The sequence below is a fragment of the Streptomyces pactum genome (genome assembly GCF_016031615.1).
Classification (GTDB): domain Bacteria; phylum Actinomycetota; class Actinomycetes; order Streptomycetales; family Streptomycetaceae; genus Streptomyces; species Streptomyces pactus.
Genome location: NZ_JACYXC010000001.1, coordinates 5,546,820 through 5,569,758, shown reverse-complemented (window position 1 = coordinate 5,569,758; position 22,939 = coordinate 5,546,820). Strand labels below are relative to the sequence as shown.

Here is a 22,939-nt window from a genome sequence, read left to right as displayed (position 1 = left end):
GCCGGGCGGGAACACCGCCCGGCCGTCGTGCCTCGTCACGGCGGGGCCGCGGTGAACCGCGGCCGGCCCGCTCAGGTGATCCGTACCGGATTGACCACGTCCGCGATGAGGACGAGGAGCGTGAAGCAGATGAAAATGCCCGCGACCACGTAGGCGACCGGCATCAGCTTGGCCACGTCGAACGGGCCGGGGTCGGGCCGCCGGAACAGCCGTGCGAAGTGCCGGCGCACCGACTCCCACAGCGCCCCGGCGATGTGTCCGCCGTCCAGCGGCAGCAGCGGCAGCATGTTGAACAGGAAGAGCGAGAGGTTGAAGCCGGCGACCAGGAAGAGCATGGTCGCGACCTGCTGTGACGGCGGGATGTCCAGGTTGGGGATCTCGCCGCCGACCCGGGCCGCGCCGACCACACCCATCGGGGAGTCCGCCTTGCGCTCGCCGTCGCCGAAGGTGGCGTCCCACAGGTCGGGGATCTTGGAGGGCAGCGCGACGAGGGAATCCACGCCGTCCTGCACCATGGTGCCCATCCGCTCCACCGACTCGCCGAAGGACTGCTTGACCACCCCGCTGGCCGGCGTGAAGCCGAGGAAGCCCGCCTTGACGGTCTCCCCCTCGACGTAGCCGCCGCGCCCGTCGGTCTTGGCGACCTCGTTCTCCACCAGGACGGCGTGCAGGTCCTTGCGGACACCGTCGCGCTCGACGGTGATGGTGGCCTCGCCGATCCCGTTGCGGATGTCGGTCTGGAGGGTGCTCCAGTCGTCGGTGGGGTGACCGTTGAACGCGACGATCCGGTCACCGGGCCGCAGCCCGGCGGCCTTGGCCGGGGAGTCCTTCGCGCCCTTGGGGCAGGTGTCGGTGTCCGCGTCGGCGGACGCCTTGATCACGCACTTGGAGACGGTGCCGACGGTGGTGGTCTGGGTGTTGATGCCGAAGGTCATCATCACGCCGAGGAAGATCACCACGGCGAGCACCAGGTTCATGAAGGGCCCGGCGAACATCACCACGACGCGCTTCCACGGCTTGCGCGTGTAGAACAGCCGCTTCTCGTCGCCGGGCTGGAGCTCCTCGAACGCCGCCGACCGGGCGTCCTCTATCATCCCGCGCCACGGCGAGGTGGAGCGGGCGGCGATCCGGCCGTCGTCGCCCGGGGGGAACATCCCGATCATGCGGATGTAGCCGCCCAGCGGGATCGCCTTGATGCCGTACTCGGTCTCCCCCTTCCTGCGGGAGAAGATCGTCGGCCCGAAGCCGACCATGTACTGCGGGACCCGGATGCCGAAGAGCTTGGCCGTGGAGAGGTGGCCGAGTTCGTGCCAGGCGATGGAGAAGAGCAGTCCCAGGACGAAGACGATGATCCCGAGGACCGTCATCAGTGTGGTCATACGCGAGCCTCCGGGATCGCCGTCTCCTTCGCCGCACGGGCGGCCAGTTCCCGGGCGCGTGCACGGGCCCAGGTCTCCGCTTCGAGGACGTCCGCGACGGTGAGCCGGGTTCCCTCGGCGGGGGAGCCGTGTTCACGCACCACTTCGGCGACCGTATCGACAATGCCGGTGAAGGGCAGCTTCCCGGCGAGGAAGGCCGCCACGCACTCCTCGTTCGCCGCGTTGAAGACCGCCGGCGCGGTGCCACCGAGGCCGCCCACCTGCCGGGCGAGCCCGACGGAGGGGAAGGCCTCGGTGTCCAGCGGGAAGAACTCCCAGGTGGCGGCCTTGGTCCAGTCGCAGCCGGGGGCGGCGTCCGGGACCCGGTCGGGCCAGCCCAGGCCCAGCGAGATGGGCATCCGCATGTCCGGCGGGCTGACCTGGGCGAGCGTCGAGCCGTCGGTGAACTCCACCATCGAGTGGATGTAGGACTGCGGGTGGACGACGACCTCGATGCGCTCGAAGGGGATGTCGAAGAGCAGGTGCGCCTCGATCACCTCCAGGCCCTTGTTGACCAGGGTCGCCGAGTTGATCGTCACCACCGGCCCCATGTCCCAGGTCGGGTGGGCGAGGGCCTGCTCGGGGGTGACGCCGGCCAGTTCCCGCCGGGTACGGCCGCGGAAGGGGCCGCCGGAGGCGGTGACGACCAGCTTGCGGACCTCGCCCCGGCTGCCGCCGAGCAGGGCCTGGAAGAGGGCGGAGTGCTCGGAGTCCACCGGCACGATCTGGCCGGGCCGGGCCACCGCCTTGACCAGCGGTCCACCGACGATCAGCGACTCCTTGTTCGCCAGCACCAGGACCCGCCCGGCCTCCAGGGCGGCCAGGGTGGGCGCCAGCCCGATGGAACCGGTGATGCCGTTGAGCACCGAGTGGCACTCGGAGGCGGCCAGCTCGGTCGCCGCGTCCGGACCCGCCAGGATCTCCGGCAGCGGCTCCCCGGGCCCGTACCGCTCCGCCAGCGCCTCCCGCAGGGCCGGCACCGCGTCCGTCCGCGACACCGCGACGGTGCCCACCCGGAGGGTGTGGGCCTGGTCGGCCAGCAGGCCCACCCGGCCGCCGGCGGCGGACAGGGCGGTCACCCGGAAGCGGTCGGGGTTGCGCAGCACCACGTCGATGGCCTGGGTGCCGATGGATCCGGTGGAGCCCAGGATCACGATGTCACGCCGGTCACCGGCTCCGGGTGCGGCGGCGGCCGCCGGGCGGCCGAGATGCGGGTCAGCCAGGGAATCCGTCATCCCCCCATTGTGTCGGGTCGCCGGGCCGCGGGTGCGGCCGGCCGGTGCGGCGGGGCCGCCGGGCGGCCGCGGGCCGGGGGCGGTCGGGGCGGCGGTCGGCCGGGGGCGGGGGTGGGTCGGCCGGGCGGCGGCCGGCCCTGGTACGGCCGCCGGGTGGCGGAGGGTGCCGGGACGGGACGGCGGGGTGGCGGAGGTGCCGGGACGGCCGCGGGTGGGGACGGAAGGGGGCGGGGGGCGCGGGGGCCGGGGCCGGCGGGCGGGTGACGGCCCCCGGCGGGTGGGCGGAGACGCGGCGGCGGTGGGGGCCGGTCACCGGAAGGGTCGGCGGACGTTCTCCTTCCGGGACGGGCCCGGTGTGGCGTCGGCGATCCACGGCCCGTCGTCGCCGGGGTCGAGGATGCCCTCCTCCAGCCAGGTGCAGGCCCCGGACAGGACCCCGGAGACGACCCGGCGGTCGAGGTCGTCGGTGTTGGTCCACAGCCGGCCGAACAGCTCCGCCACCCGGATGCGGGCCTGGTGGCAGAAGGCGTCGGCGAGCCGGTACGCCGCGGTCCCGTGGTCGCCCGCCGCCCGCATCATCTCGGCCCGGACGCAGGCGGCGCTCATCGCGAACAGTTCGGCTCCGATGTCCACGATGCGGCCGAGGAACCCCTGCCGGGTCTCCATCCGGCCCTGCCAGCGCGACATCCCGTAGAAGGTGCAGCGGGCGAGTCTGCGTGCCGACCGTTCGACGTACCGCAGATGGCCGGAGAGATCGACCGGCCCGGCGAACTCCCGGTAAGAGCGCGGCAGTTGTCCGGGGCCGGCGAGCAGGCCGGGCAGCCAGCGGGCGTAGAAGCCGCCCGCGCGGGCGGCCGCCCGGCCCTTGTCGGCGAGCGGGGTCCGCGGGTCGACGAGGTCACCGGCCACCGCCAGGTGCGCGTCCACCGCCTCCCGGGCGATCAGCAGGTGCATGATCTCGGTGGAGCCCTCGAAGATCCGGTTGATCCGCAGGTCGCGCAGCAGCTGTTCGGCGGGAACCGCGCGTTCGCCGCGGGCGGCGAGGGACTCCGCGGTCTCGTATCCGCGCCCACCGCGGATCTGGACCAGTTCGTCCGCCATCCGGCAGGACATCTCGCTGCCGTACAGCTTGGCCAGCGCGGCCTCGATGCGGATGTCGGTGCGCTTGTCGTCGGCCATCTGGGAGGCGAGGTCCAGGACCGCCTCCAGGGCGAAGGTGGTGGCCGCGATGAAGGAGATCTTCGCGCCGACGGCCTCGTGCCGGGCGATCGGCCGGCCCCACTGCTCCCGGGACGCGGACCATTCGCGGGCGATCTTCAGGCACCACTTGCCGGCGCCGGCGCACATCGCGGGGAGGGAGAGCCGCCCGGTGTTCAGCGTGGTCAACGCGATCCGCAGCCCGGCACCCTCGTCACCGATGCGGTTGGCCGCCGGGACCCGCACCCGGTGAAAGCGGGTGACGCCGTTCTCGATGCCCCGCAGGCCCATGAAGGCGTTGCGGTTCTCGACGGTGATCCCCTCCGAGTCCGCCTCGACGACGAACGCGGTGATGCCGCCGGGGTGCCCCTCACCGGCCGGCACCCGGGCCATCACCACCAGCAGGTCGGCGACCACTCCGTTGGTGGTCCACAGCTTCACCCCGTCCAGGACGTAGTCGTCCCCCTCCGGGCGGGCGGTGGTGGCCAGCCGCGCCGGGTCCGACCCGACGTCCGGCTCGGTGAGCAGGAACGCGGAGATGTCGGTACGGGCGCAGCGCGGCAGGAAGGCGTCCTTCTGCGCCTGGGTGCCGAAACGTTCGACCGGTTGCGGGACGCCGATGGACTGGTGGGCGGAGAGCAGCGCGCCGACGGCCGGGCTGACCGAGCCGACCAGGGCGAGTGCCTTGTTGTAGTAGACCTGGCTGAGGCCGAGTCCGCCGTAGGCGGTGTCGATCTTCATGCCCAGCGCGCCCAGTTCCTTCAGGCCGCGGACCGTCTCGTCCGGGATGCGGGCCTCGCGTTCGATGCGCGCACCGTCGACCTCGGTGGTCAGGAAGTGCCGGAGCCGGGCGAGGAACGCCTCGCCGCGGCGGACGTCCTCCGGGTCCGGGGCGGGATGAGGGTGGATCAGGTCCAGCCGGAACCGGCCGAGGAACAGTTCCTTGGCGAAGCTGGGCCGGTGCCACCGCTGCTCCCGGGCCGCCTCGGCCACCTCCCGCGCCTCGCGTTCGGACACGGTACGGGCGGGGTCGCGCTCGGGGACGGCATGAGCGGTCATGCGGGCTCACCTCGCGGCGGGGTCGGGGCTGTCGTCGCGGTCCGTCCGCCGGCCGGCCGAACCGGGGTCACCGTCCGGTATGTACCCGTTGTCCGCAGTGCGTACCGGCGATGTGCCCGATGTCATCCCCTCGGGCCACCGGGGTGGCGACGGCCGGGGCGGCGGTCCGGCGGTGCGGCGGCGGGCCCCGGGCGGCCGGGCTTCAGGCGGTCGGGCCGGGTGAGGGGCCCAGGCGGTCGGGCTTCGGGCGGTCGGGCCACGGTGAGGGGCCCCGAGAGGACCGGTGAGACCGGGGCGGCCGACGGAGCACGGGAGGCGGCGGTGCGGGAGGCGCTCGCCGCGGCGGCCGGGGGTGGGGGCGGATTCCCTGGCAGGGCGGCCGGTGCGGGGGCCTCGGGCGGATGGCGACCGGGCGGCGGCACGCGGCGCGCCTCCCGGCGGCCGGTGCGGGGCGGGCGGGCGCACGGCAGGAACGACGGCCGGTGCGCGGCGCGCGTCCCGGCCGAAGGTGGCGGACGCCCGGCAGGGGCGGTGGCCGGTGCGGGGTGTGGCACGGGTGGCTGGCGGGCGGCGATCCGGGTGTCCGGAACGGCTACCGCGCATGGCCGAGAACATCGATTTCGGTTCGGCCGTCACCGCCGGCTGCCACACTCGGCCGAGGAAACAGGAGCCTGGGGCATGTATGTGGGGGGTGCTCAGATGTCCGGACGCTGGCCTTTCCCGGCCGCCCGGCCCGGAGGACGACCTGTCGGGTACGCCGGGCCGGCCGGAGCGTCCCGTCCCCCCGGCCCGGCCGCGGGGACGGGGGTGCCCCGGCACCCGTACCCCGCCGGGACCGCCGGAGCCGGGCGCGCCGCCCGTCCGGGCCCGTTCGCCGCGGGGCCGGACGGCGCGGAGCCGCGGGCCGCGTCGTCCGCACCGTCCGCCGGGACCGCGGCCGAGCCGTCCGGCCCGCTCTTCTCCGCCGAGCAGGCGTGGCTGGGTTACGACCGGACCGGGGACCCGGAGCTGCTGGACACCGCGCTGCGGCTGTGCCGGATCGCGGTGGAGGACTGTGCCGGCCGGCCGGCGGGCGACCCGTACCGGACCCGGTGCTTCTCCACGCTCGGTGAGCTGCTGCGGCTCGGACACGAGCGCGACCGGTCGGTGGGCACGCTCACCGAGGCCGTGGCCGCCGGCCGCACCGCGGTCGCGGAGGCGGTGGCGGAGGACCCCGAGTACAGCCGTCACCTGTGCGCTCTCGCCGCCTCCCTGCTGGAGCTGTTCACCCGCACCTGCGACCTGGCGGTGCTCGACGAGTCGATCGCGCTGTACCGGCGCGGCCTGACGGTGTGCCCGTCCTTCCATCCGGAGTACGCCCGGATCCAGGCCGGGCTGAGCGGCGCCCTGCTCCGGCGGGCCCAGTACGAGCCCGACCCGGAGGTGCTCGACGAGGCGGTCCGGTTCGGCAGGGCGGCGGTGCGCTCCACCCCCACCGGCCATCCGCAGGGCCCGGTGCGCCTGGCCGACCTGGGTGCCGCGCTGCTCCAGTACGCCATAGGGACCTCCAGCCTGACCGCACTGGACGAGGCGATCGAGGTCTACCGGCGGGCCCTGTCGGCGCTGCCCTCCGGCCACCCCGCGCGCCGCACGGTCCGTACCGCGCTGGACAGCTGTCTGCGCTCCCGGCGGGTGCTGCACGCCGCCCGGGAACGGGACCGGGCGCCCGGCTCCCCGCGGCCGGCCGCGGGACACGGGTCGTGGGAGGAGGAGCTGCGCCGGGCCTCGGCCTTCCTCGCCCAGTACGAGCTGACCGGTGAGCTGTCCGACCTGGAGCGGGCCGTCACCGGGTTCGAGGCGACACTGCGCGGCGCGGCCGGCCCGGCGCTCCGGGAGGCGGCGGTGCTGCGGCTGGGCATCGCCCTGTGGTCCCGGTACGAGCGGGGCGGGGACCGCCGCGATCTGGACCAGGCCGTCGACCTGTTCCGGGAGGCGCTGCTCACCGCGCCGCCGGCGTACGGCCCGGGCGCCGGACGCGGCGGCTTCCGGCCCGTCCCCCGGAAGACGTGGCGGGACGCTCCGGTGCCCGGGCCCCGGGACGGGACCGGGCACCTCGACGGCCCCGGCGCGGGGCGCGACGTCACGGGCGGGGAAGCCGGCGGCCCCGGCCCCGCGCCGTGGCACGACGCGCCAGGTCCGGGGCACGACGCCGCCGGTCCGGGGTACGACACGGCAGGTCCGGGGTACGACGCGGCAGGTGCGGGGCGCGGCGGGCCGGCCCGTTCCGCCGTGGTCCCGGACGGCGCGGGCGCGCCCCGGCCGCACGGCCCCGCCCGGCAGGACGGCCGCCACCGGTACGCCGGGGGGCGGGGGGACGGGACGACGGCCCGACCGGTCCGCGACCGGCCGCCCTACGGCGACGACCGTGCGCGCCCCGGCGACCCGGGGCGGGACGACGACGGGCTCCGGGCGGGCGACGAGGTGTTCGACGACATCCGGTGGGACGGAGCGCACGACATCCGGCCGGGTGGAGCGCACGCGGCGGACCGCGGGCACGGGGCCGGCGGTGCGTACCACGACGGGCACGGCCCCGGCGGGGGCGGCCGGGCAGGGCGGGGCGGCCGGGCAGGACCGCGGCGCCGGCCGGGAGGACGCCGGCGGGCACCCGGGGGGCGACGCGACCGCCGAGGCGGTCCGGGCCCGGCTCTCGGCGGTGCTGCGGCTGCGCTGGCTGCGGACCGGGAGCGCCGCGGACCTGGCCGCGGCGATCGAGCTGGCCCGGGGCGCGCTGGCCACGACCCCGCGGCGGGACCCGCGCCGCTGCGGGCGCCTGCTGGGCCTGGGGACCTGTCTGACCGCCGGGTACGCCCACAGCGCGGATCCCGCGGTGCTGACCGAGGCGGTGGAGGTGTTCCGGGAGGCGGAGGCGCTCTCCCCGCGGGGCGGGGTGGAGCAGGCATGGGCCCGTTCCAACCTCGCCGAGGCCCTCCTCACCCGGGCCGAGCAGGGCGGTCCGGGGGCGGCGGACGCCCTCGACGAGGCGGTGGCCCTCATCCGGGCGGCATCGGCGGCGGTCCCCGCCGACCTGCCGCTGCACCAGCGGTTCCTGTCCAACCTCAGCCGCGGGCTGCTCCGCCGCTACCTCGCCCAGCGCGATCCGGGCGACCTGGCGGCCGCGGCCACGGCCGGGCGGGCGGCGGTGGCCGGGACCGCGGCCGACCACCCCGACCGGCCGGAGCGGCTGGGCACGCTGGTGACCATCGCCCGGCTGGAGTACGAGCGGCTGCGCAGCGGTCCGGTGCTGGACGAGCTGATCGAGGTCTGCGAGCGGACCGCGCGGGAGACACCGGCCGGCCATCCGGTCCGGGTCCGGGCACTCACCTCGTACGCCTGGGCACTGGGCGTGCGTGCCGCGGCGCGCCGGGACCCGCACGACCTGTCGGCCGCCGAGGACGGTTACCGGCACGTCGCCGAGGACGCCGCGGCGGCCGTCGCCGACCGGGTGCGGGCGGCCCAGCAGTGGGCCTACCACGCGTACCGGATCGGGGGCGCGGAGCGCGCCATGGCGCCCTCGGCCCTCGCCGTGGAGCTGCTGCCCCGGCTGGCGCCGCGGCCCCCGTCCGGGGGCGGCGAGCGGGCCCCGGGGTCCGCGGAGCGGGACCGGCCGGGCGGGCCCCGGGAACCGGACGGGGCGCGGGCAGCGGCCCTCACCACGGCGCCGGGCGCGGCCGGGGACGGCGAGGACGGCCGGCACGGGCCTTACGTCCGGGACGCCGGCGCCGGTCGCGGCGCGGCGCTCCGGGCGCGGCCGGACCGGCCGGTGTCCGCGGCGAGCGGCGCGGACGCCCAGGCCGGCGCCGGGGACAGGAGCGGGGCCGACGGCGGTACCGGGGACGGCGCCGGGGGCCGGGGCGCCGCTTCCGGGCGGCCGGCCGTCCGGGGCCCGGGTGCGGAGGGTGCCCGCGGACCGTTCGCCGGCCCGGCCTCGTACGCGGCGGCCTGCGCGATCGAACTGGGCGACCCGTGGCGGGCACTGCGCCTGCTGGAACACGGCCGGACGGTGCTGCTCGCGCACGCCGTGGGCGCGGGCCCCGACGCGGCCGCGCTCCAGCGGCTGCACCCGGGGCTGGTGGAGCGCTACCACCGGCTGCGGGAGGCGCTGGACCCGCCGCCGGCGGACCTCCTCGCCGCCGAACCCGCCGGAGTGCCGGGGCCGTCGGGGCGGATCGTGGGCGCGCCGGGCGGCACCTCGCCCGGGGAGGACCGGCACGCGCTCGCCGAGGAGTGGGAGCAGCTGGTCGACCGGATCCGGCGGCACCCCGGGTTCGAGGGGTTCCTGCACCCGCCGGAGGACTCGGAGCTGCTCGCGGCGGCGCACGGCCACGGTCCGGTGGTCGTGCTCAACACCAGCTGGCTGCGGTGCGACGCGCTGCTGCTGACGGACGAGGGGGTGCGCGCCGTACCGCTGCCCGAGCTGCGCTACGCCGAACTGCTGCGGCGCACCGAGCGGTTCCTGTCCGCCGTGCGGGCCGCGCACGACCCGGCGGTCGCCGCGGCGGGCCGGCACTCGGCGCAGGGCGAGGTCCACGAGCTGCTGGAGTGGCTGTGGGAGACGGTGGCCGACCCGGTGCTCAAGGCGCTGCGGCTGACCGGCCGGCAGCGCCGGGACCGCCGGCTGCCGCGGCTGTGGTGGGTGCCGACCGGACCGCTGACCGTGCTGCCGCTGCACGCGGCGCAGCGCCGCACGCCGTCGGGGACGGTGACGGACGCGGTGCTGGACCGGGTGGTCTCCTCGTACGCGCCCAGCGTCGGCGCACTGGTCCGCGCCCGGGCGCGGGCCGGATCCGCGACGGGCACGGGCACCGGTACCGGCCCGGCCGGCGGCCGCTCGTCGGGCGGTGGCGGTCCGGCCGGCGGTGGTCCGGCCGGCGGTGGCGGGGGCACCGGCGCGGACCGGGCCGGCGCGGACGGCCGCCCGGCCCGCCGTGCGGTTCCGCGGCCCGACGGCCCGGCCGCACCGGTGCTGCCGGAGGCGCTGGTGGTGGCGCCGGTGGCGGGCGCGGGCGCGGCCGAACTGGCCGACGCGCGCTACCGCACGGCGTTGCTGACCGCCGAACTCCCCGGCAGCCTGCTCCTCGCCGGTGACCGGGCCCGGCGCGACGTGGTCCTCGACATGCTGCCGCGGCACCGCTGGGCGCACTTCGCGTGCCCCGCGGTGAGCTCCCTGGACGACGCGGCGTCGAGCCGCCTGGTGCTGTCGGACCGGCCGGCGACGTGGCTGGGGCCGCGCGACATCACCCGGCCCGGTCCGCTGGAGGCGGAGCTGGCGTACCTGCCGGGGTGCACCACCAGCTGGGCCGGCGGGACCCCGGCCGATGAGGCGGTCCACCTGGGCGGGGTGCTCCAGCTGGCCGGGTACGCCCATGTCATCGGTGCGCTGTGGGCGGTGGAGGAGCCGGCCGCGGGCCGGATCGCCGCGGCGTTCTACCGCTCGCTCGCCGCGGGTTCACCACCCACCGCGCGGCACGCCGCGTACGCCCTGCACCAGGCGGTGCGCGCGGCGCGCGAGGCCGACCCGGCACTGCCCACCCTGTGGGCGGCCCATCTCCACATGGGCCCCTGACCAGCACGGGCCGGAGGACACACCGCCCGGGTGCCGCTGAGCCCCCGTCGCCGCGCCGGCACCGGCCGTACGCCCCCGGTGGCCGGGAGGCGGGAACAGGCATCCCGCTGAGACGGTGACCGGCCGGGAACGGCGGCCGGGCCGGGAGGCGGGGGCCCGGTCGGGGCCTCGCCTCCCGGCCCGGTGGTGGGACGGGTGAGCGGTCGCCGGTCAGAGGGCGATGCCGGTGAGCACCAGGACCCGCTCGTAGGTGTAGTCCTCCATCGCGTACGCGACGCCCTCGCGGCCCACGCCGGACTGCTTGGCGCCGCCGTACGGCATCTGGTCGGCGCGGTAGGACGGCACGTCGCCGATGATCACGCCGCCGACCTCCAGCTCCCGGTGGGCCCGGAAGGCGGTCTGCACGTCGTGCGTGAACACGCCCGCCTGCAGGCCGTACTTGGAGTCGTTGACCGCGGCGAACGCCTCGTCCACCCCGTTCACCTTGGTGACGGTGAGGACCGGGCCGAAGACCTCCTCGCAGGCGATGGTCACATCGCCCGGCACGTCGGCGAGCACGGTCGGCGCGTACGTGGCGCCGTCCCGCTTGCCGCCGGTGAGCAGGGCCGCGCCGGCGCGGACGGCCTCGTCCACCCAGGACTCGACGCGCTTGGCGGCGTCCTCGTTGACCAGCGGGCCGACGTCGGTGGCGGCGTCGGACGGGTCGCCGGTGACCTGGGCCTCCACCGCCGCGACGATCTTCGGCAGCAGCCGGTCGTACACCGAGGCGTCGGCGATGACCCGCTGCACCGAGATGCAGGACTGGCCGCCCTGGTAGTTGGAGAAGGTGGCGATCCGGGTCGCCGCCCAGTCCAGGTCCTCCTCGGAGGAGAAGTCCGGCAGCACGACGGCGGCGCCGTTGCCGCCCAGCTCCAGGGTGCAGTGCTTGCGCGGCACCGAGTCCATGATCGCGTAGCCGACCTTGTCCGACCCGGTGAAGGAGATCACCGGGAGGCGCTCGTCCTGTACCAGGGCCGGCATCCGGTCGTTGGGCACCGGCAGCACCGACCAGGAGCCGGCCGGCAGCTCGGTCTCGGCCAGCAGCTCGCCCAGGACCAGCGCGGACAGCGGGGTGGCCGGCGCCGGCTTGAGGATGATCGGCGCGCCGACGGCGATGGCCGGGGCGATCTTGTGGGCGCACAGGTTCAGCGGGAAGTTGAACGGCGCGATGCCCAGCACGGTGCCGCGCGGGAAGCGCCGGGTGAGGGCGAGCCGGCCGGTGCCGCCCGCGTCGGTGTCCAGACGCTGCGCCTCGCCGCCGTTGAACCGCCGGGCCTCCTCGGCGGCGAACCGGAACACCGACAGGGCACGGCCGACCTCGCCGCGCGCCCACTTGATGGGCTTGCCGTTCTCCGCCGAGATCAGCTGGGCGATCTCCTCGGTGCGCTCGGCGAGCCGCTTGGAGACGTGGTCCAGCGCGGCGGCCCGGACGTGGGCGGGCGTGGCGGCGAACTCGTCCCGCACCGCGTGCGCGGCGGCCACGGCCTCCTCGACCTGCGCCTCGGTGGGAACGCTCACGGTGCCGACGAGACGGCCGTCCCAGGAGGAGGTGACGTCGAAGGTGTCCTCGCCGGTGGCCTTGCGGCCGGCGAGCCAGAACGCGTGAGGAGCTTCGCGGGAGGTTGTCACAGCGGATCCCGGCCCTTCCGAAGTGGTGGGTTGGTGCGGTTGGTCTGCTCCCCCACCGTAGGGGTGGGGCGCCCGCACGGCGTTTGTCCGTCGCGGAGCAGTCCCCCGGCGCCCCGCACCGGTTTGGCGTGCCGGGCGGGGCGGGGTGGGGCCGGGGGCCGGGGTGTCCGGTCAGCTCTCGGCTATGGGGCCGTCCGCCGGGGTCGCCGCGGTGGCCTTGAGCGCCAGCCACAGCTCCATCCGTACGTCGGCGTCGTCCAGCGAGCGGCCCAGGATCTCCTCCACCCGGCGCATCCGGTACCGCAGGGTGTGGCGGTGCACGCCGAGGTCGGCCGCCGCCGCGTCCCACTGGCCGTGCCGGGACAGCCAGGCCCGCAGCGAGGCGACCAGGTCGCCGCGTCCGGTGGCGTCGTGCTCGTACAGCGCGCGCAGCAGCCCGTCGGCGAAGGCCCGTACCGCGTCGTCGGCGAGCAGCGGCAGCACCGAGCCGGCCGCGACCTCCTCGTGCTCGACCAGCACCCGGCCGCGCCGGCGGGCCACCGACAGCGCCTGCTCGGCCTGGCGGTAGGCGCCCGCCGCGGCGATCGGGCCGGCCGGTGCGGCCAGCCCGATGACCACGTCGTCACCGGGGGCGGTCGCGGCGCCGGTCCGGTCCCGTGGGCGGGTGGTTGTGCCGCGCCGGGCGTCCACCGCCGCGGCGTGCGCGGCGCAGGCGGCGACCGCGGCGCCGCCGTCCGGCGCCAGGACGATCAGCCGCTCGCCGTCCGGCACCACCAGCAGCGCCTCCCCGGTGCGGGCGGCGGCGGACTCCATGGCGTCGGCCAGCGCGCCCAGCGGATCGGGACCGGCGGGCGCGGCGGCGGGGGGCCGGGCCGGGCCGGGCGCGGCGGGGGTGGTGGGTGCCGCCGGGGCCCGCGGGCCGCCGTCGGCCGGTGACGGCGGTTCCTCGCCGGCCGGCCCCGGGCGGGCCGTGGGGGCCGGCCGCCGGCGGCTCGGCCGGGGCCGGTGGCGGCGGCCGTGGCGGGGGCGGCCGTCGCGGAAACCGGGGCCGTGGCGGAGGCGGCGGGGGCCGGGGCCGCCGAGGGGCGGTGGTGGGCCGGGCCGCGCCGGACGGTCCGGTCGTGCCCGGCGGCCCGGCCGCGGCCCGGGGGCCACCCGGTCCCCCGGCGCCGGTCGCCGGCTCGGCGACCAGCAGCCGGAACGGCGCGTCCAGCAGACTGCCGTAGAGGGCACCGGCGACGGCCCGGGCGTGGTCGGGTTCGCCCGCCAGCAGCATGCGCAGCACCGCCGCGCCGAGCCGCTGTTCGGCCTCCTGCAACGCCCGGGAGCGTTCGGTGGTCAAGGTGAGCAGGGCGACGGCGGAGTTCACCGCGTACCGCTCCGCCGTGCCCAGCGGCGCGCCGGTGCCCACCGCGAGCACCCCGCGGGCGCGGCGCCCGGTGCCCAGCGACTGCAGCTCCACCCGGTCGGCGGACGGCTCACCGGCCTCCGCGCCGCCGCCGAGCACCGCGCTCGCCGGGGCCGGACGGGCCCGCAGCCGGTCCACGTCGGCGGTGAGCCGGGCGGCCCGGCGGGCGGCCCAGTCCGGGGCGGCGGCCACCACCGAGCCGGAGGCGTCGTAGAGGGCGGCCCAGCCGTCCAGGTGTGCGGCCAGCCGGGCCAGCAGCGCGGCCGGCCCCTCGGCTCCGATCGCGGCCCGGGTCAACTCGCGCTGCGCCTCGAAGCCGGCGGTCACCGCCCGGTACTGGTCGGCGGCGATGGCGGCCGACACCGCCTTGGTGATGGCGATGAACGGGGTGCGGCGCGGCACCTCCAGCAGCGGCAGACGGGCCTCCCGGGCGGCGGTGACGAGGGCGTCGGGCACCCTCTCGTAGTTCACCCCGACCGCGAAGCCCAGCCCGACCACGCCGGCGCCCGCCAGCCGGAGCACGTAGCGCCGCATCGCCTCGGGGTCCTCGGCGTCCAGCTGCATCGCGGTGATCAGCAGCAGCTCACCGCCGTCCATATACGGCACCGGGTCGGCCAGCTCGCTCACATGGGCCCAGCGCACCGGGGTGTCCAGCCGGTCCTCCCCGGCCAGGACGGTGAGCTTGAGCGCGGAGTGGTGGACGAGCGAGGCGAGCGTGGGAGGCATGGCACCTTTCGGGGCTTCGGTGGCGGGCGGCGGGGCGACGGGCCGGTGCCGCCGCGCCCGGTGGAACGCGCCGGGAGCCGCGGGCCGCGGACGGACACCCCCGGCCCGCACGGCACCGTACGGTCACGGCACCGTACGGTCACGGCACCCTCGACCACCGCCGGCGGCCGCGGGACCACCACCCCTGTACGCCGCTGCGTATGAACGACTGGGCTCAATTCTGCCTCAGTGTCGCAATCCCCGTCACCCGCGCAGGTCCACCAGGACCGGCGGGGCGCTCTCCCCGCGGACCGAGGTGACCGAGAGCACCGCGTGCCCGGGCGGTACCGAGTGCGCCAGTTCCGAGGCGGACCACCGCTCCCGTTCCACCTTCCGCACCGTCACCGACTGCACGGTCGCGTCCTTGCCGGTCACCACCTTGCGGATGAAGTGCAGCACCTTGGTCATCGGCTCGTCGGAGACGAACTGCCGGTCGGTGACGTCCCGCGCCTCCACCCACGCCGTGCCCCACACCTCGGCGAAGCGGGCCCCGTCCCAGGTGGTGATGCCGGCGTACGCCATCCGGCAGCCGACCGCGCCCAGCAGCGCGCTGCGCAGGGTGTCCGGCACGTCGTCCAGGGTGCGCAGGGTCAGCACGGCGCCGGCGTTGGCCGCCCGCAGCCGCTGGATGCCGCGCAGCGCCTCCAGGGTGATGGTGTGCGAGGCGTCGTCGAGCACCAGGCAGGCGAAGAGCGAGCGGTCCGCGCGGCCGGTGGCGCACTCGGTGAACTGGGCCAGGACCAGCCGGGCCAGCATCCGGGAGGCCTCCGCGTGGCCGCGCTCGGGAAGGTCGATGCGGACCCGCAGCGGGTGCTCCAGCGCGCGCAGCGAGAACGGCCGGCGGTCGCCGGTGGTGGTGAAGAAGTCGGCGAAGGCGGGGCGGTCCAGGAGCGCGATCCGGTCCGCCAGCAGCGCCCCCACGTCGCCGGCCGCGGCCGACTGCCGGACCCGGGCGTCCAGCTCGCGGGCGTGGGCGGGCTCCCCCGCCGCGTCCAGCGCGGCCCGCAGTGCGTCGACGGCGGCCGGGGCGCAGTCCAGCAGCTCCCGCAGCTCCGGCACCGACGGGAAGCGCTGGTGCGCGGCCCGGAACGGGCCCAGGAGCTGGGCGAGCGCGGTGGCGGCGCGCCGGCTGTCACCGCCCGGCAGGGTGTGCGCCAGGTCGCCGACCAGCGCCTCGGCGAGCACTCCCGCGGCCTCGTCCGGGTCGGTGGTCCCCCCGTAGAGGTCCAGGTCGTAGGCCGACTCGGGGCGGCCGATCTTCACCACCACGTCGAAGGCGTCGTCGGGTCCGATGCCCGCCCCGGCGGCGCCGACGGCCACCACGGCGACCCGCCCGGCGAGCGCCTGCAGGCACAACGACTCCACCACCGGCCGCACCAGCCGCCCGGTCTTGCCCGACCCGGGCGGGCCGACGGCCAGCAGCGAGGTGCCGAGCACCGCGGGGTCCAGCGCCAGGGGCACCCCGCGGAACTCGTACGGGTTGCGGAGATCCTCGGTCGCCGCCCCGATCCGCACCTGCTGGGCGAGCAGGTCGTGCCGGGCCGTGCGGACCGGCAGGTCCCGCGCGCCGGACGGGTGCGTGTAGGCGGCGGCGCCGTGCCGCAGCACGGTGTCGACGAAGGACGCCAGCCGGCCGGGCTGGGCGCGCACGGACTGCCAGACGCGCTCGATCCGGGTGTGGTCCACGTCGTTCATCCGGCCGCCGCGCGCCTCGGCGGCCAGCCGGTCCGCCGCCCCGTGCCCCCCGGCCGCCCGCACCTCGGGCCACTCGACGGGGTCGGCGTGGGGGGCGGGGGTGGGGGGCAGGTCGCTGGTGCGGAAGATGGGGACTACGTAGCGACGCCATACCTCAGCCCACTGACCCACCCGGCCGAAAAAGGCGAAAATCGCCAGTCCGAGGATCAGCTCGTAAATACGGGCGGCTTCCGCGAAACTTCTTGGGTCGAACGTTCCGTCGCTGGTCTCATACCAGGCGTCATCGGTGAACACGTAGAAAAACCACATGTACCAGCCACCAAGGTAACCATTGATGACGACCTGCCACAGCATCCAGGCACAGAGCGCGGCGATGAGCGCCCCACTCAGCAGTCTCCGTGCCGGCACCCGGTCCGGGTCCTCCGGGGGCTTGGGCTTGTACCCGTAGGTCCAGATCCCCGGGGCGGCAGCCGGGCGCACGGTCCGGAGCCAGTCGATGAACGGGGACCGGACGGAGGCCGGGTCGACAGGCGGCCGGGGCGCCGGCGGGGACGGCTGGTCGTAGGCGCCGGAGACCTGCGCGAAGGCCGGATGGGCCGGACGCGGCGGCACGGCCGGCGGCGGCACCGGGACCGGAACGCCGGCCCCCGCCTGATCAGGGCGCGGTGGCACCGGTGGCATCGCCGGCGCCACCGGCGGCGGTCCCACCGGAGGCGGCGGGGCCGCCGGGTTCGGGACCGCGTCCCGCCGTGTGCCCCGTGAGTCGTGCGTGCCCTCGGTGTCCATGCGCCGCCCCTTGCCCCCTGACCAGCCAAGCCGTCGTCTGCCCCACACGAACCGTGTAGCGGTGTGTGCGTCCCTGCACGCACGCGTGTGCGTACCGGCGTGCACACGCCGACGTTCAATCTAGTGGCCCCGCGCAGGGAGTTCAGCGACCGTGCGGGATGCCGCGCCCGCAGACCGCCGCACGATCACCCGCCCCCGGCCCACCGGCACCCCCACTCCGCCCTCCATCACGCCCCCCACACCCCGCCGACCTCTCCCTTCGCTCCCATCACGCCCCCCACACCCCATCGGCCCCTCCCACCGCCCCCTGCCTCGTCCCTCACACCCGTCCCGCCTCCACCACGCCCCACGTCCCCGCCGCCGCGCACCCACGATCCCGTGCCCCTCCACCCACCGCGCGCACCCCGCACCCCGGGTCCCCGCGCCCGCCCAGGTCCCCGATGCCCGACACCCCACCCCTCCCGCGCCCTCCCGCGCCCCGCCCCCCGCCGACGCCCGGTCGGCCATTCGGCTCACGTCCCGTGCGCTATGTCCGTCGCGGACAACGCGGCGCGCGCAGTGCTCCCGAACGGAACATGCCTCGGTGCCGGCCGCACCCCTAGCCTGCCTCTAAAACCCCTGTTCTCCCCTGGAGCCCCTCATGACCGAACTGTCCGGAGGTCCGTCCCTTCCCCAGGAGCGCCGCGTCGTCACCGCGATCCCGGGCCCGAAGTCCCAGGAGCTGCAGGCCCGCCGCAGCGCCACGGTCGCGGGTGGCGTCGGTTCGGTGCTGCCGGTGTTCACCGTGCGCGCCGGCGGCGGTGTGATCGAGGACGTGGACGGCAACTCCCTGATCGACTTCGGCTCGGGCATCGCCGTGACCTCGGTCGGCGCCAGCGCCGAGGCCGTGGTCCGCCGGGCGTCCGCGCAGCTGGCGGACTTCACCCACACCTGTTTCATGGTGACCCCCTACGAGGGCTACGTAGAGGTGTGCGAGCAGCTGGCCGAGCTGACCCCGGGCGACCACGCCAAGAAGTCGGCCCTGTTCAACTCGGGCGCCGAGGCCGTGGAGAACGCCGTCAAGATCGCCCGCGCCTACACCAAGCGCCCGGCGGTCGTCGTGTTCGACCACGGCTACCACGGCCGGACCAACCTCACGATGGCGCTGACCGCCAAGAACATGCCGTACAAGCACGGCTTCGGTCCGTTCGCCCCCGAGGTCTACCGGGTCCCGGTCGCCTACGGCTACCGCTGGCCGACCGGTCCGGAGAACTGCGGCCCGGAGGCCGCGGCCCAGGCCATCGACCAGATCACCAAGCAGGTCGGCGCCGAGAACGTCGCCGCGATCATCATCGAGCCGGTGCTGGGTGAGGGTGGCTTCATCGAGCCCGCGAAGGGCTTCCTGCCGGCCATCGTGAAGTTCGCCAACGACAACGGCATCGTCTTCGTCGCGGACGAGATCCAGTCCGGGTTCTGCCGCACCGGCCAGTGGTTCGCCTGTGAGGACGAGGGCATCGTCCCGGACCTGATCACCACCGCCAAGGGCATCGCCGGCGGTCTGCCGCTGGCCGCCGTGACCGGCCGCGCCGAGATCATGGACGCCGCGCACTCCGGTGGCCTGGGCGGGACCTACGGCGGCAACCCGGTCGCCTGCGCCGCCGCGCTCGGCTCCATCGAGACCATGCGTGAGCTGGACCTGAACGCCAAGGCCAAGCGCATCGAGGAGGTCATGAAGGGCCGCCTCACCGCGATGCAGGAGAAGTACGACATCATCGGCGACATCCGGGGCCGCGGCGCCATGATCGCCATCGAGCTGGTGAAGGACCCGGCCACGAAGGAGCCGAACGCGGAGGCCGCGGGCGCGCTGGCCAAGGCGTGCCACGCGGAGGGCCTGATCGTCCTCACCTGCGGCACCTACGGGAACGTACTCCGCTTCCTGCCGCCGCTGGTGATCGGCGAGGACCTGCTCAACGAGGGCCTGGACATCATCGAGAGCGCGTTCGCCGCGCTCTGATCCGCCGCACCGGACCGACGGCCGGGCCGGGGACCTGTTCCCCGGCCCGGCCGTCCTGTTCCACGGCCCCGGCCCGGCCGCCGTCCCGGCCGGTCCCCCTCGTCGGCACGCCGGCCCGGCCGTCCCCACCCCACGCCGGCCCGCCGCCTTCCGGGCCCGGCCGCGTCCCCGCCCCGCGCCATCCCGTCCCCGCCCCGCTTCCGCCCGCTCCGTCCGTCGCCCCGGCTCCATATCGGCCCGCCCGACCGAAGGCCCGGACCGCCCTCCCCGCCGTGACGGTCGGTGACCGGAACCATGGCCCGGCGGCGACGGCGTGAAGAAGATGTGCGGGGGCCATGTCGGACGGGTGATCCGGCTGTCGGCCCGGCCCCGGGGTGCCGTACGGTTTCTGCAGATGAGAGAAACACCCCGCTCGCAGGGGGGACTGCGAGCGACGCCGAGGCGGCGCTTCCCCAGCTCCGTCCCGGCCGTGCCCTTGCGCACACCACTGGAGCCTCCGGCTCCGGATCTCCTCACCGATCGGACGGCCGCCCGCCCCAGACCCCCCGGGGCGCGCGGTCCGCCGGTCGCCCCGGCGGCCCCGGAGCCACCCCCCCTGTTCCTGGGCCGCCGGTCTCTCTCCTCACGCTCTGTGTCCTGACGTCCGCTGTCCTGCTGTTCGCCCTGGTGACCTGGCAGGTGGCCGTCGACGGCCCGCTGCGCGGGATGGACGAGCGGGCCGGCCGGGCCGCCGGCGGCCGTCTGCTGCCGGGCGCGTTCGCGGAGTTCCTCGCCGACCTCGGTGGCACCGCGGTGGCGCTCCCGGTGCTCGGGGCGGCCGCCGCATACACGGCCCGGCGGCTGCGTCGCGTGACCCCCCGGTGGTGGCTCCCGCCGCTGTCCGCGCTGCTCGCCCTGGCGGTGGTGCCCGCCCTGGTGGCCCCGGTGAAGGCACTGCTGGACCGGCCCGCGCCGCCCGGCCCGCTCGCCGGCACCGACGGCTTCTACCCGTCCGGCCACACCGCGACCGCCACGGTGGCGTACGGGGCGGCCGCCATGCTGCTCCTGGCGGCGCACCGGGCACGGGCCGCCGACCCCTCCGGACGGCGGGGCCACCGACCGTCCCGCCGGGGACCGGTGGTGGCGGGCGTGACGGTCACCCTCCTCAGCACGGGCGTGGGCACCGGCCTGGTGGTCCGCGGCTACCACTGGCCGCTCGACGTGGCCGGCAGCTGGTGCCTGTCCGCGGCGCTGCTCACCGTGCTGTCCCTGACGATGCGACGGTGGCTCGTCCCCCGCGGCTGAACGACACCCGGCCGGGCGGCGCTGCGGCCCCTCCCCGCCCGGCCGCCCGAACCACGCCCACCCTTCACGGCGGAGACGGCCGTCCCGCCGGGCGTCCCTCTCGGCCCGGCCGACGGCCGTCACCCGCGCCACCCCGGACCCGCGCCACCACCAGCGGTCTGCCGACGGCCGTCACCCTCCGGCCCCGGGGCCGCGCCCGCCGGACCGGCACCGCGACGGCCCGGCGGTCCTGCACCGCGTTCCGGTCACCCGGCCCTCACCGGTGCGCGCGCCCCCGGCGGTACCGGTCCTCGTCGGCGAGTTCCACCACCGCCTGGTGCAGGGCCAGCTCCAGCAGGCCTGGGGTGGTGAGCCGGCCGGAGCCGTCCGGGGCCGCCAGCCAGCGCACCCGCCCCGCCGTACGGCCCGGATGCGGGACCACCACCCAGCTGCCGGGGCCCAGGCCGCGGATGCCGGTGCCGACCCAGTGCGCCGCGGTTCCGGCGGGCACCAGGAACCCCACGCGGGCGTCCCCGTCGCCCCGCGCGTCGCCGAGCACCGGGCCGGCGGGCTCGGCCCGACGGCCCAGCACCCGCAGGGTCCGCCGGCCCAGCCGCCCCGGCACCACCAGTACGTCCCAGACCCGGCCGGCCGGCAGCAGCGCGACACCGAGGGGGTGCCGCTCCCATGCCCACCGGCACGCACCGGGGTCCGGTGCCGCCGACACCAGCCACTCCACCGCCCGCTTCGCCCCCGTGTCGCCCATCCCGGCTCCTCCCGTTCCACTCCCTGGCGGTGCCACCGGCCGATGGCGCCGGTAGAGGAGAGAGGGGCGGCCGGCGATCCTTACCCGGCTTCGCCTACCCATCGGTAGTGAGACGGGTCACAGCACCGCCGCCCGGCACGCCCACCGGACGGCCGCACCGCACGCACGGTGGGTCGTACGCACGGCGGATCCGTACACACGGCCGGGCCGCACGCGTCGCGCATCCGCACCGACGACGTGACCGCACGCGTCGCGGGTCCGTCACACGGCCACGCGCACGACGGGACCGTACGCACGGCAGGGGGCGGCGCCGCGCCGCCCCACGGCGAGCCCGTCCACGGCAGAGCGGCACGGACCACCCCGGACGGTGGCCGCCGGCCACACCGGGCGAACCGCCCTCCCCCCAGGCGGGCACGAACGCACGTTCACCGACCACGCCGGACGGCGACCACCACCGGCCACACCTGCCAGGCCACCTCCCCCGACCACGTCACCGGCCAGGCCACCTCCTCCGACCACGCCACCCGGACCACGTCACCCCACCAAGCCCCCGGGGGGGTGTCCGTCCCGCCGTCAGGAGTCGAAGCCCAGTCCGGCGCGGTCCATCGCCCGGAGCCACAGGTTGCGGCGGCCGCCGTGCCGGTCCGCGCGGGCCATCGACCACTGGGTGATGCCGATGCCCGCCCAGCGCAGCGGTTCGGGCGGGAAGGGCAGCGGCTTGCTGCGGACCATCCCCAGCCGGGTGCGTTCGGTCTCCTCCCCGGCGAGCAGGTCGAGCATCACCTCGGCCCCGAAGCGGGACGCCCCGACGCCGAGCCCGGTGTAGCCCAGGGCGTAGGCCGCCCGCCCGCCGTACGCGGTGCCGAAGAAGGCGGAGAAGCGGGAGCAGGTGTCGATGGCGCCGCCCCAGGCGTGGCTGAATCGCACCCCTTCCAGCTGCGGGAAGCAGCGGAAGAAGTGCCGGGCGAGGGTGCGGTACGTGTCCGGGTGGTGGTCGTACTCGGCCCGGACCCCGCCGCCGAACCGGTAGACGATGTCGTACCCGCCCCACAGGATGCGGTGGTCGCGGGTGATGCGGAAGTAGTGGAAGTGGTTGGCGAGGTCGCTCAGCCCCTGCCGCCGACGCCAGCCGATGGCGTCCAGTTGCGCGCCGGTGAGCGGTTCGGTCACCAGCGCGTGGTCGTAGACCGGCACCACGTACGGGCGGAGCCGGCGCACCGGTGAGGGGAACGCGTTGGTGCCCAGTGCCACGTCCCGGGCGCGGACCCTGCCGTACGGGGTGGTGACGGCCAGTCCCCCGGCGTCGGGGGCCGGCCGTCCGGCGGGGGTGTGCTCGTAGATCCGTACGCCCAGCCGCAGGCAGGCGTCGCGCAGGCCCCAGGCGAGCCGGGCGGGGTGCAGCATGGCGACCCCGGTGCGGTCCCACAGCCCGGCGAGGAAGACCGGCGAGTCCACCTCGGCCCGTACCGCGTCGCGGTCCAGGAACTCCCCGGCGTCCAGGCCCGCCTCCCGGGCTCGCGCCATGGTCTCCCGCACCTCCGTCACCTGGTGCGGGGCGGTGGCCACGTCGATCTCCCCGGTGCGTTCGAAGTGGCAGTCGATGCCGTGCCGGGTGAGGGTCTCCTCGATCCCGTCGAGGTTGCGGCGGCCCAGCCGCTCCAGCTCGGTCACCTCCTCGGGCCAGCGGGCGAGGCCGTTGGCCAGGCCGTGGGTGAGCGAGGCGGCGCAGAAGCCGCCGTTGCGCCCGGAGGCCGCCCAGCCGATCCGCCGGGCCTCGACGAGCACGACGTCGCGCCCGGGGTCGCGCTCCTTGGCCAGCAGCGCGGTCCACAGCCCGGTGTACCCGCCGCCGACGACCAGCAGGTCGCACTCCTCCTCGCCGGTGAGCGCGGGCAGCGCCCGGGGCCGGGCCGGGTCGTCCAGCCAGTACGGCACGGGTTCGGCGTCGGCGAGCGCGGCGAGCGCGGGCGGCCCGGCCCGCCGCACCGCCCGGCCCCGGGGCGCTCCGGGCGAACGGCCGGCCGCCCCGGGCGGCGCGGCGGTCCCGCCTCCCGCGGGCGGCCGCACGGCCCCGGGCGCCTCGG

At 76.6% G+C, this 22,939-nt stretch carries 11 protein-coding genes and 1 pseudogene; 3 read left to right on the top strand and 9 right to left on the bottom strand.

Annotated elements, in window-relative coordinates; genetic code table 11:
• Window positions 1-71: 71 nt before the first annotated feature.
• From IHE55_RS21950 to IHE55_RS21935, 4 genes are all read right to left on the bottom strand, one after another.
• Window positions 72-1,379 (bottom strand): M50 family metallopeptidase, encoded by a 1,308-nt coding sequence (locus tag IHE55_RS21950; protein WP_197990583.1) that lies wholly within the window; start codon window positions 1,377-1,379, stop codon window positions 72-74.
• The gene (gene dxr / locus IHE55_RS21945) at window positions 1,376-2,653 is read right to left on the bottom strand and encodes a 1-deoxy-D-xylulose-5-phosphate reductoisomerase (RefSeq protein WP_197990582.1); all 1,278 of its coding nucleotides are present in this window, start codon (window positions 2,651-2,653) and stop codon (window positions 1,376-1,378) included. Before dxr ends, IHE55_RS21950 begins: the two co-directional genes overlap by 4 nt.
• Before the next feature lie 309 nt (window positions 2,654-2,962).
• Window positions 2,963-4,909, bottom strand: a complete 1,947-nt coding sequence (locus tag IHE55_RS21940; protein ID WP_197990581.1) for an acyl-CoA dehydrogenase family protein — start codon at window positions 4,907-4,909, stop codon at window positions 2,963-2,965.
• 1,226 nt (window positions 4,910-6,135) lie between these two features.
• Complete coding sequence (locus tag IHE55_RS21935; RefSeq protein ID WP_197990580.1) at window positions 6,136-6,447, bottom strand: hypothetical protein; 312 nt, start codon at window positions 6,445-6,447, stop codon at window positions 6,136-6,138.
• Window positions 6,448-7,454: 1,007 nt separating this feature from the next.
• Here IHE55_RS21935 and IHE55_RS21930 point away from each other — a divergent pair.
• Window positions 7,455-10,511: a CHAT domain-containing protein gene (locus tag IHE55_RS21930; RefSeq protein ID WP_197990579.1), complete on the top strand. Its 3,057-nt coding sequence runs from the start codon at window positions 7,455-7,457 to the stop codon at window positions 10,509-10,511.
• A gap of 210 nt (window positions 10,512-10,721) precedes the next feature.
• Here IHE55_RS21930 and IHE55_RS21925 read toward each other — a convergent pair whose 3' ends face one another.
• The 3 genes and pseudogenes from IHE55_RS21925 to IHE55_RS21910 form a co-directional block, all read right to left on the bottom strand.
• Window positions 10,722-12,179, bottom strand: a complete 1,458-nt coding sequence (locus IHE55_RS21925) for an aldehyde dehydrogenase family protein (protein ID WP_197990578.1) — start codon at window positions 12,177-12,179, stop codon at window positions 10,722-10,724.
• 171 nt (window positions 12,180-12,350) lie between these two features.
• Window positions 12,351-14,313: pseudogene (locus IHE55_RS31620) on the bottom strand (PucR family transcriptional regulator).
• 243 nt (window positions 14,314-14,556) lie between these two features.
• Window positions 14,557-16,833 carry a type IV secretory system conjugative DNA transfer family protein gene (locus tag IHE55_RS21910; protein WP_197990577.1) on the bottom strand — a complete coding sequence of 759 codons (2,277 nt, stop codon included), beginning with the start codon at window positions 16,831-16,833 and terminating at the stop codon, window positions 14,557-14,559.
• A gap of 640 nt (window positions 16,834-17,473) precedes the next feature.
• Here IHE55_RS21910 and gabT point away from each other — a divergent pair.
• Together gabT and IHE55_RS21900 are read left to right on the top strand one after the other, a co-directional pair.
• A complete protein-coding gene (gene gabT / locus IHE55_RS21905; RefSeq protein WP_197990576.1) occupies window positions 17,474-18,826 on the top strand; it encodes a 4-aminobutyrate--2-oxoglutarate transaminase in 1,353 nt (450 codons plus the stop codon).
• Between the two features lie 666 nt (window positions 18,827-19,492).
• On the top strand, window positions 19,493-20,110 hold the full coding sequence (locus IHE55_RS21900; RefSeq protein ID WP_307826772.1) for a phosphatase PAP2 family protein: 618 nt from the start codon (window positions 19,493-19,495) through the stop codon (window positions 20,108-20,110).
• A gap of 256 nt (window positions 20,111-20,366) precedes the next feature.
• Here the strand turns inward: IHE55_RS21900 and IHE55_RS21895 are convergent, their stop codons facing one another.
• Both IHE55_RS21895 and IHE55_RS21890 read right to left on the bottom strand, forming a co-directional pair.
• Window positions 20,367-20,855, bottom strand: coding sequence for a bifunctional DNA primase/polymerase (locus IHE55_RS21895; protein WP_197990575.1), 489 nt, complete (start codon window positions 20,853-20,855; stop codon window positions 20,367-20,369).
• A 573-nt stretch (window positions 20,856-21,428) separates the two neighbouring features.
• Entirely contained in the window at window positions 21,429-22,841 is a 1,413-nt protein-coding gene (locus IHE55_RS21890) for an NAD(P)/FAD-dependent oxidoreductase (RefSeq protein WP_197990574.1), read from the bottom strand.
• Window positions 22,842-22,939 lie beyond the last annotated feature (98 nt).

What these genes read in the sequence shown, in the direction of transcription:
- gabT (WP_197990576.1), top strand. Translation starts at nt 17,474, where the DNA reads ATGACCGAACTGTCCGGAGGTCCGTCCCTTCCCCAGGAGCGCCGCGTC.
- IHE55_RS21910 (WP_197990577.1), bottom strand. Translation starts at nt 16,833, where the DNA reads ATGGACACCGAGGGCACGCACGACTCACGGGGCACACGGCGGGACGCG.
- IHE55_RS21950 (WP_197990583.1), bottom strand. Translation starts at nt 1,379, where the DNA reads ATGACCACACTGATGACGGTCCTCGGGATCATCGTCTTCGTCCTGGGA.
- IHE55_RS21940 (WP_197990581.1), bottom strand. Translation starts at nt 4,909, where the DNA reads ATGACCGCTCATGCCGTCCCCGAGCGCGACCCCGCCCGTACCGTGTCC.
- IHE55_RS21895 (WP_197990575.1), bottom strand. Translation starts at nt 20,855, where the DNA reads ATGGGCGACACGGGGGCGAAGCGGGCGGTGGAGTGGCTGGTGTCGGCG.
- dxr (WP_197990582.1), bottom strand. Translation starts at nt 2,653, where the DNA reads ATGACGGATTCCCTGGCTGACCCGCATCTCGGCCGCCCGGCGGCCGCC.
- IHE55_RS21935 (WP_197990580.1), bottom strand. Translation starts at nt 6,447, where the DNA reads ATGGCGTACTGGAGCAGCGCGGCACCCAGGTCGGCCAGGCGCACCGGG.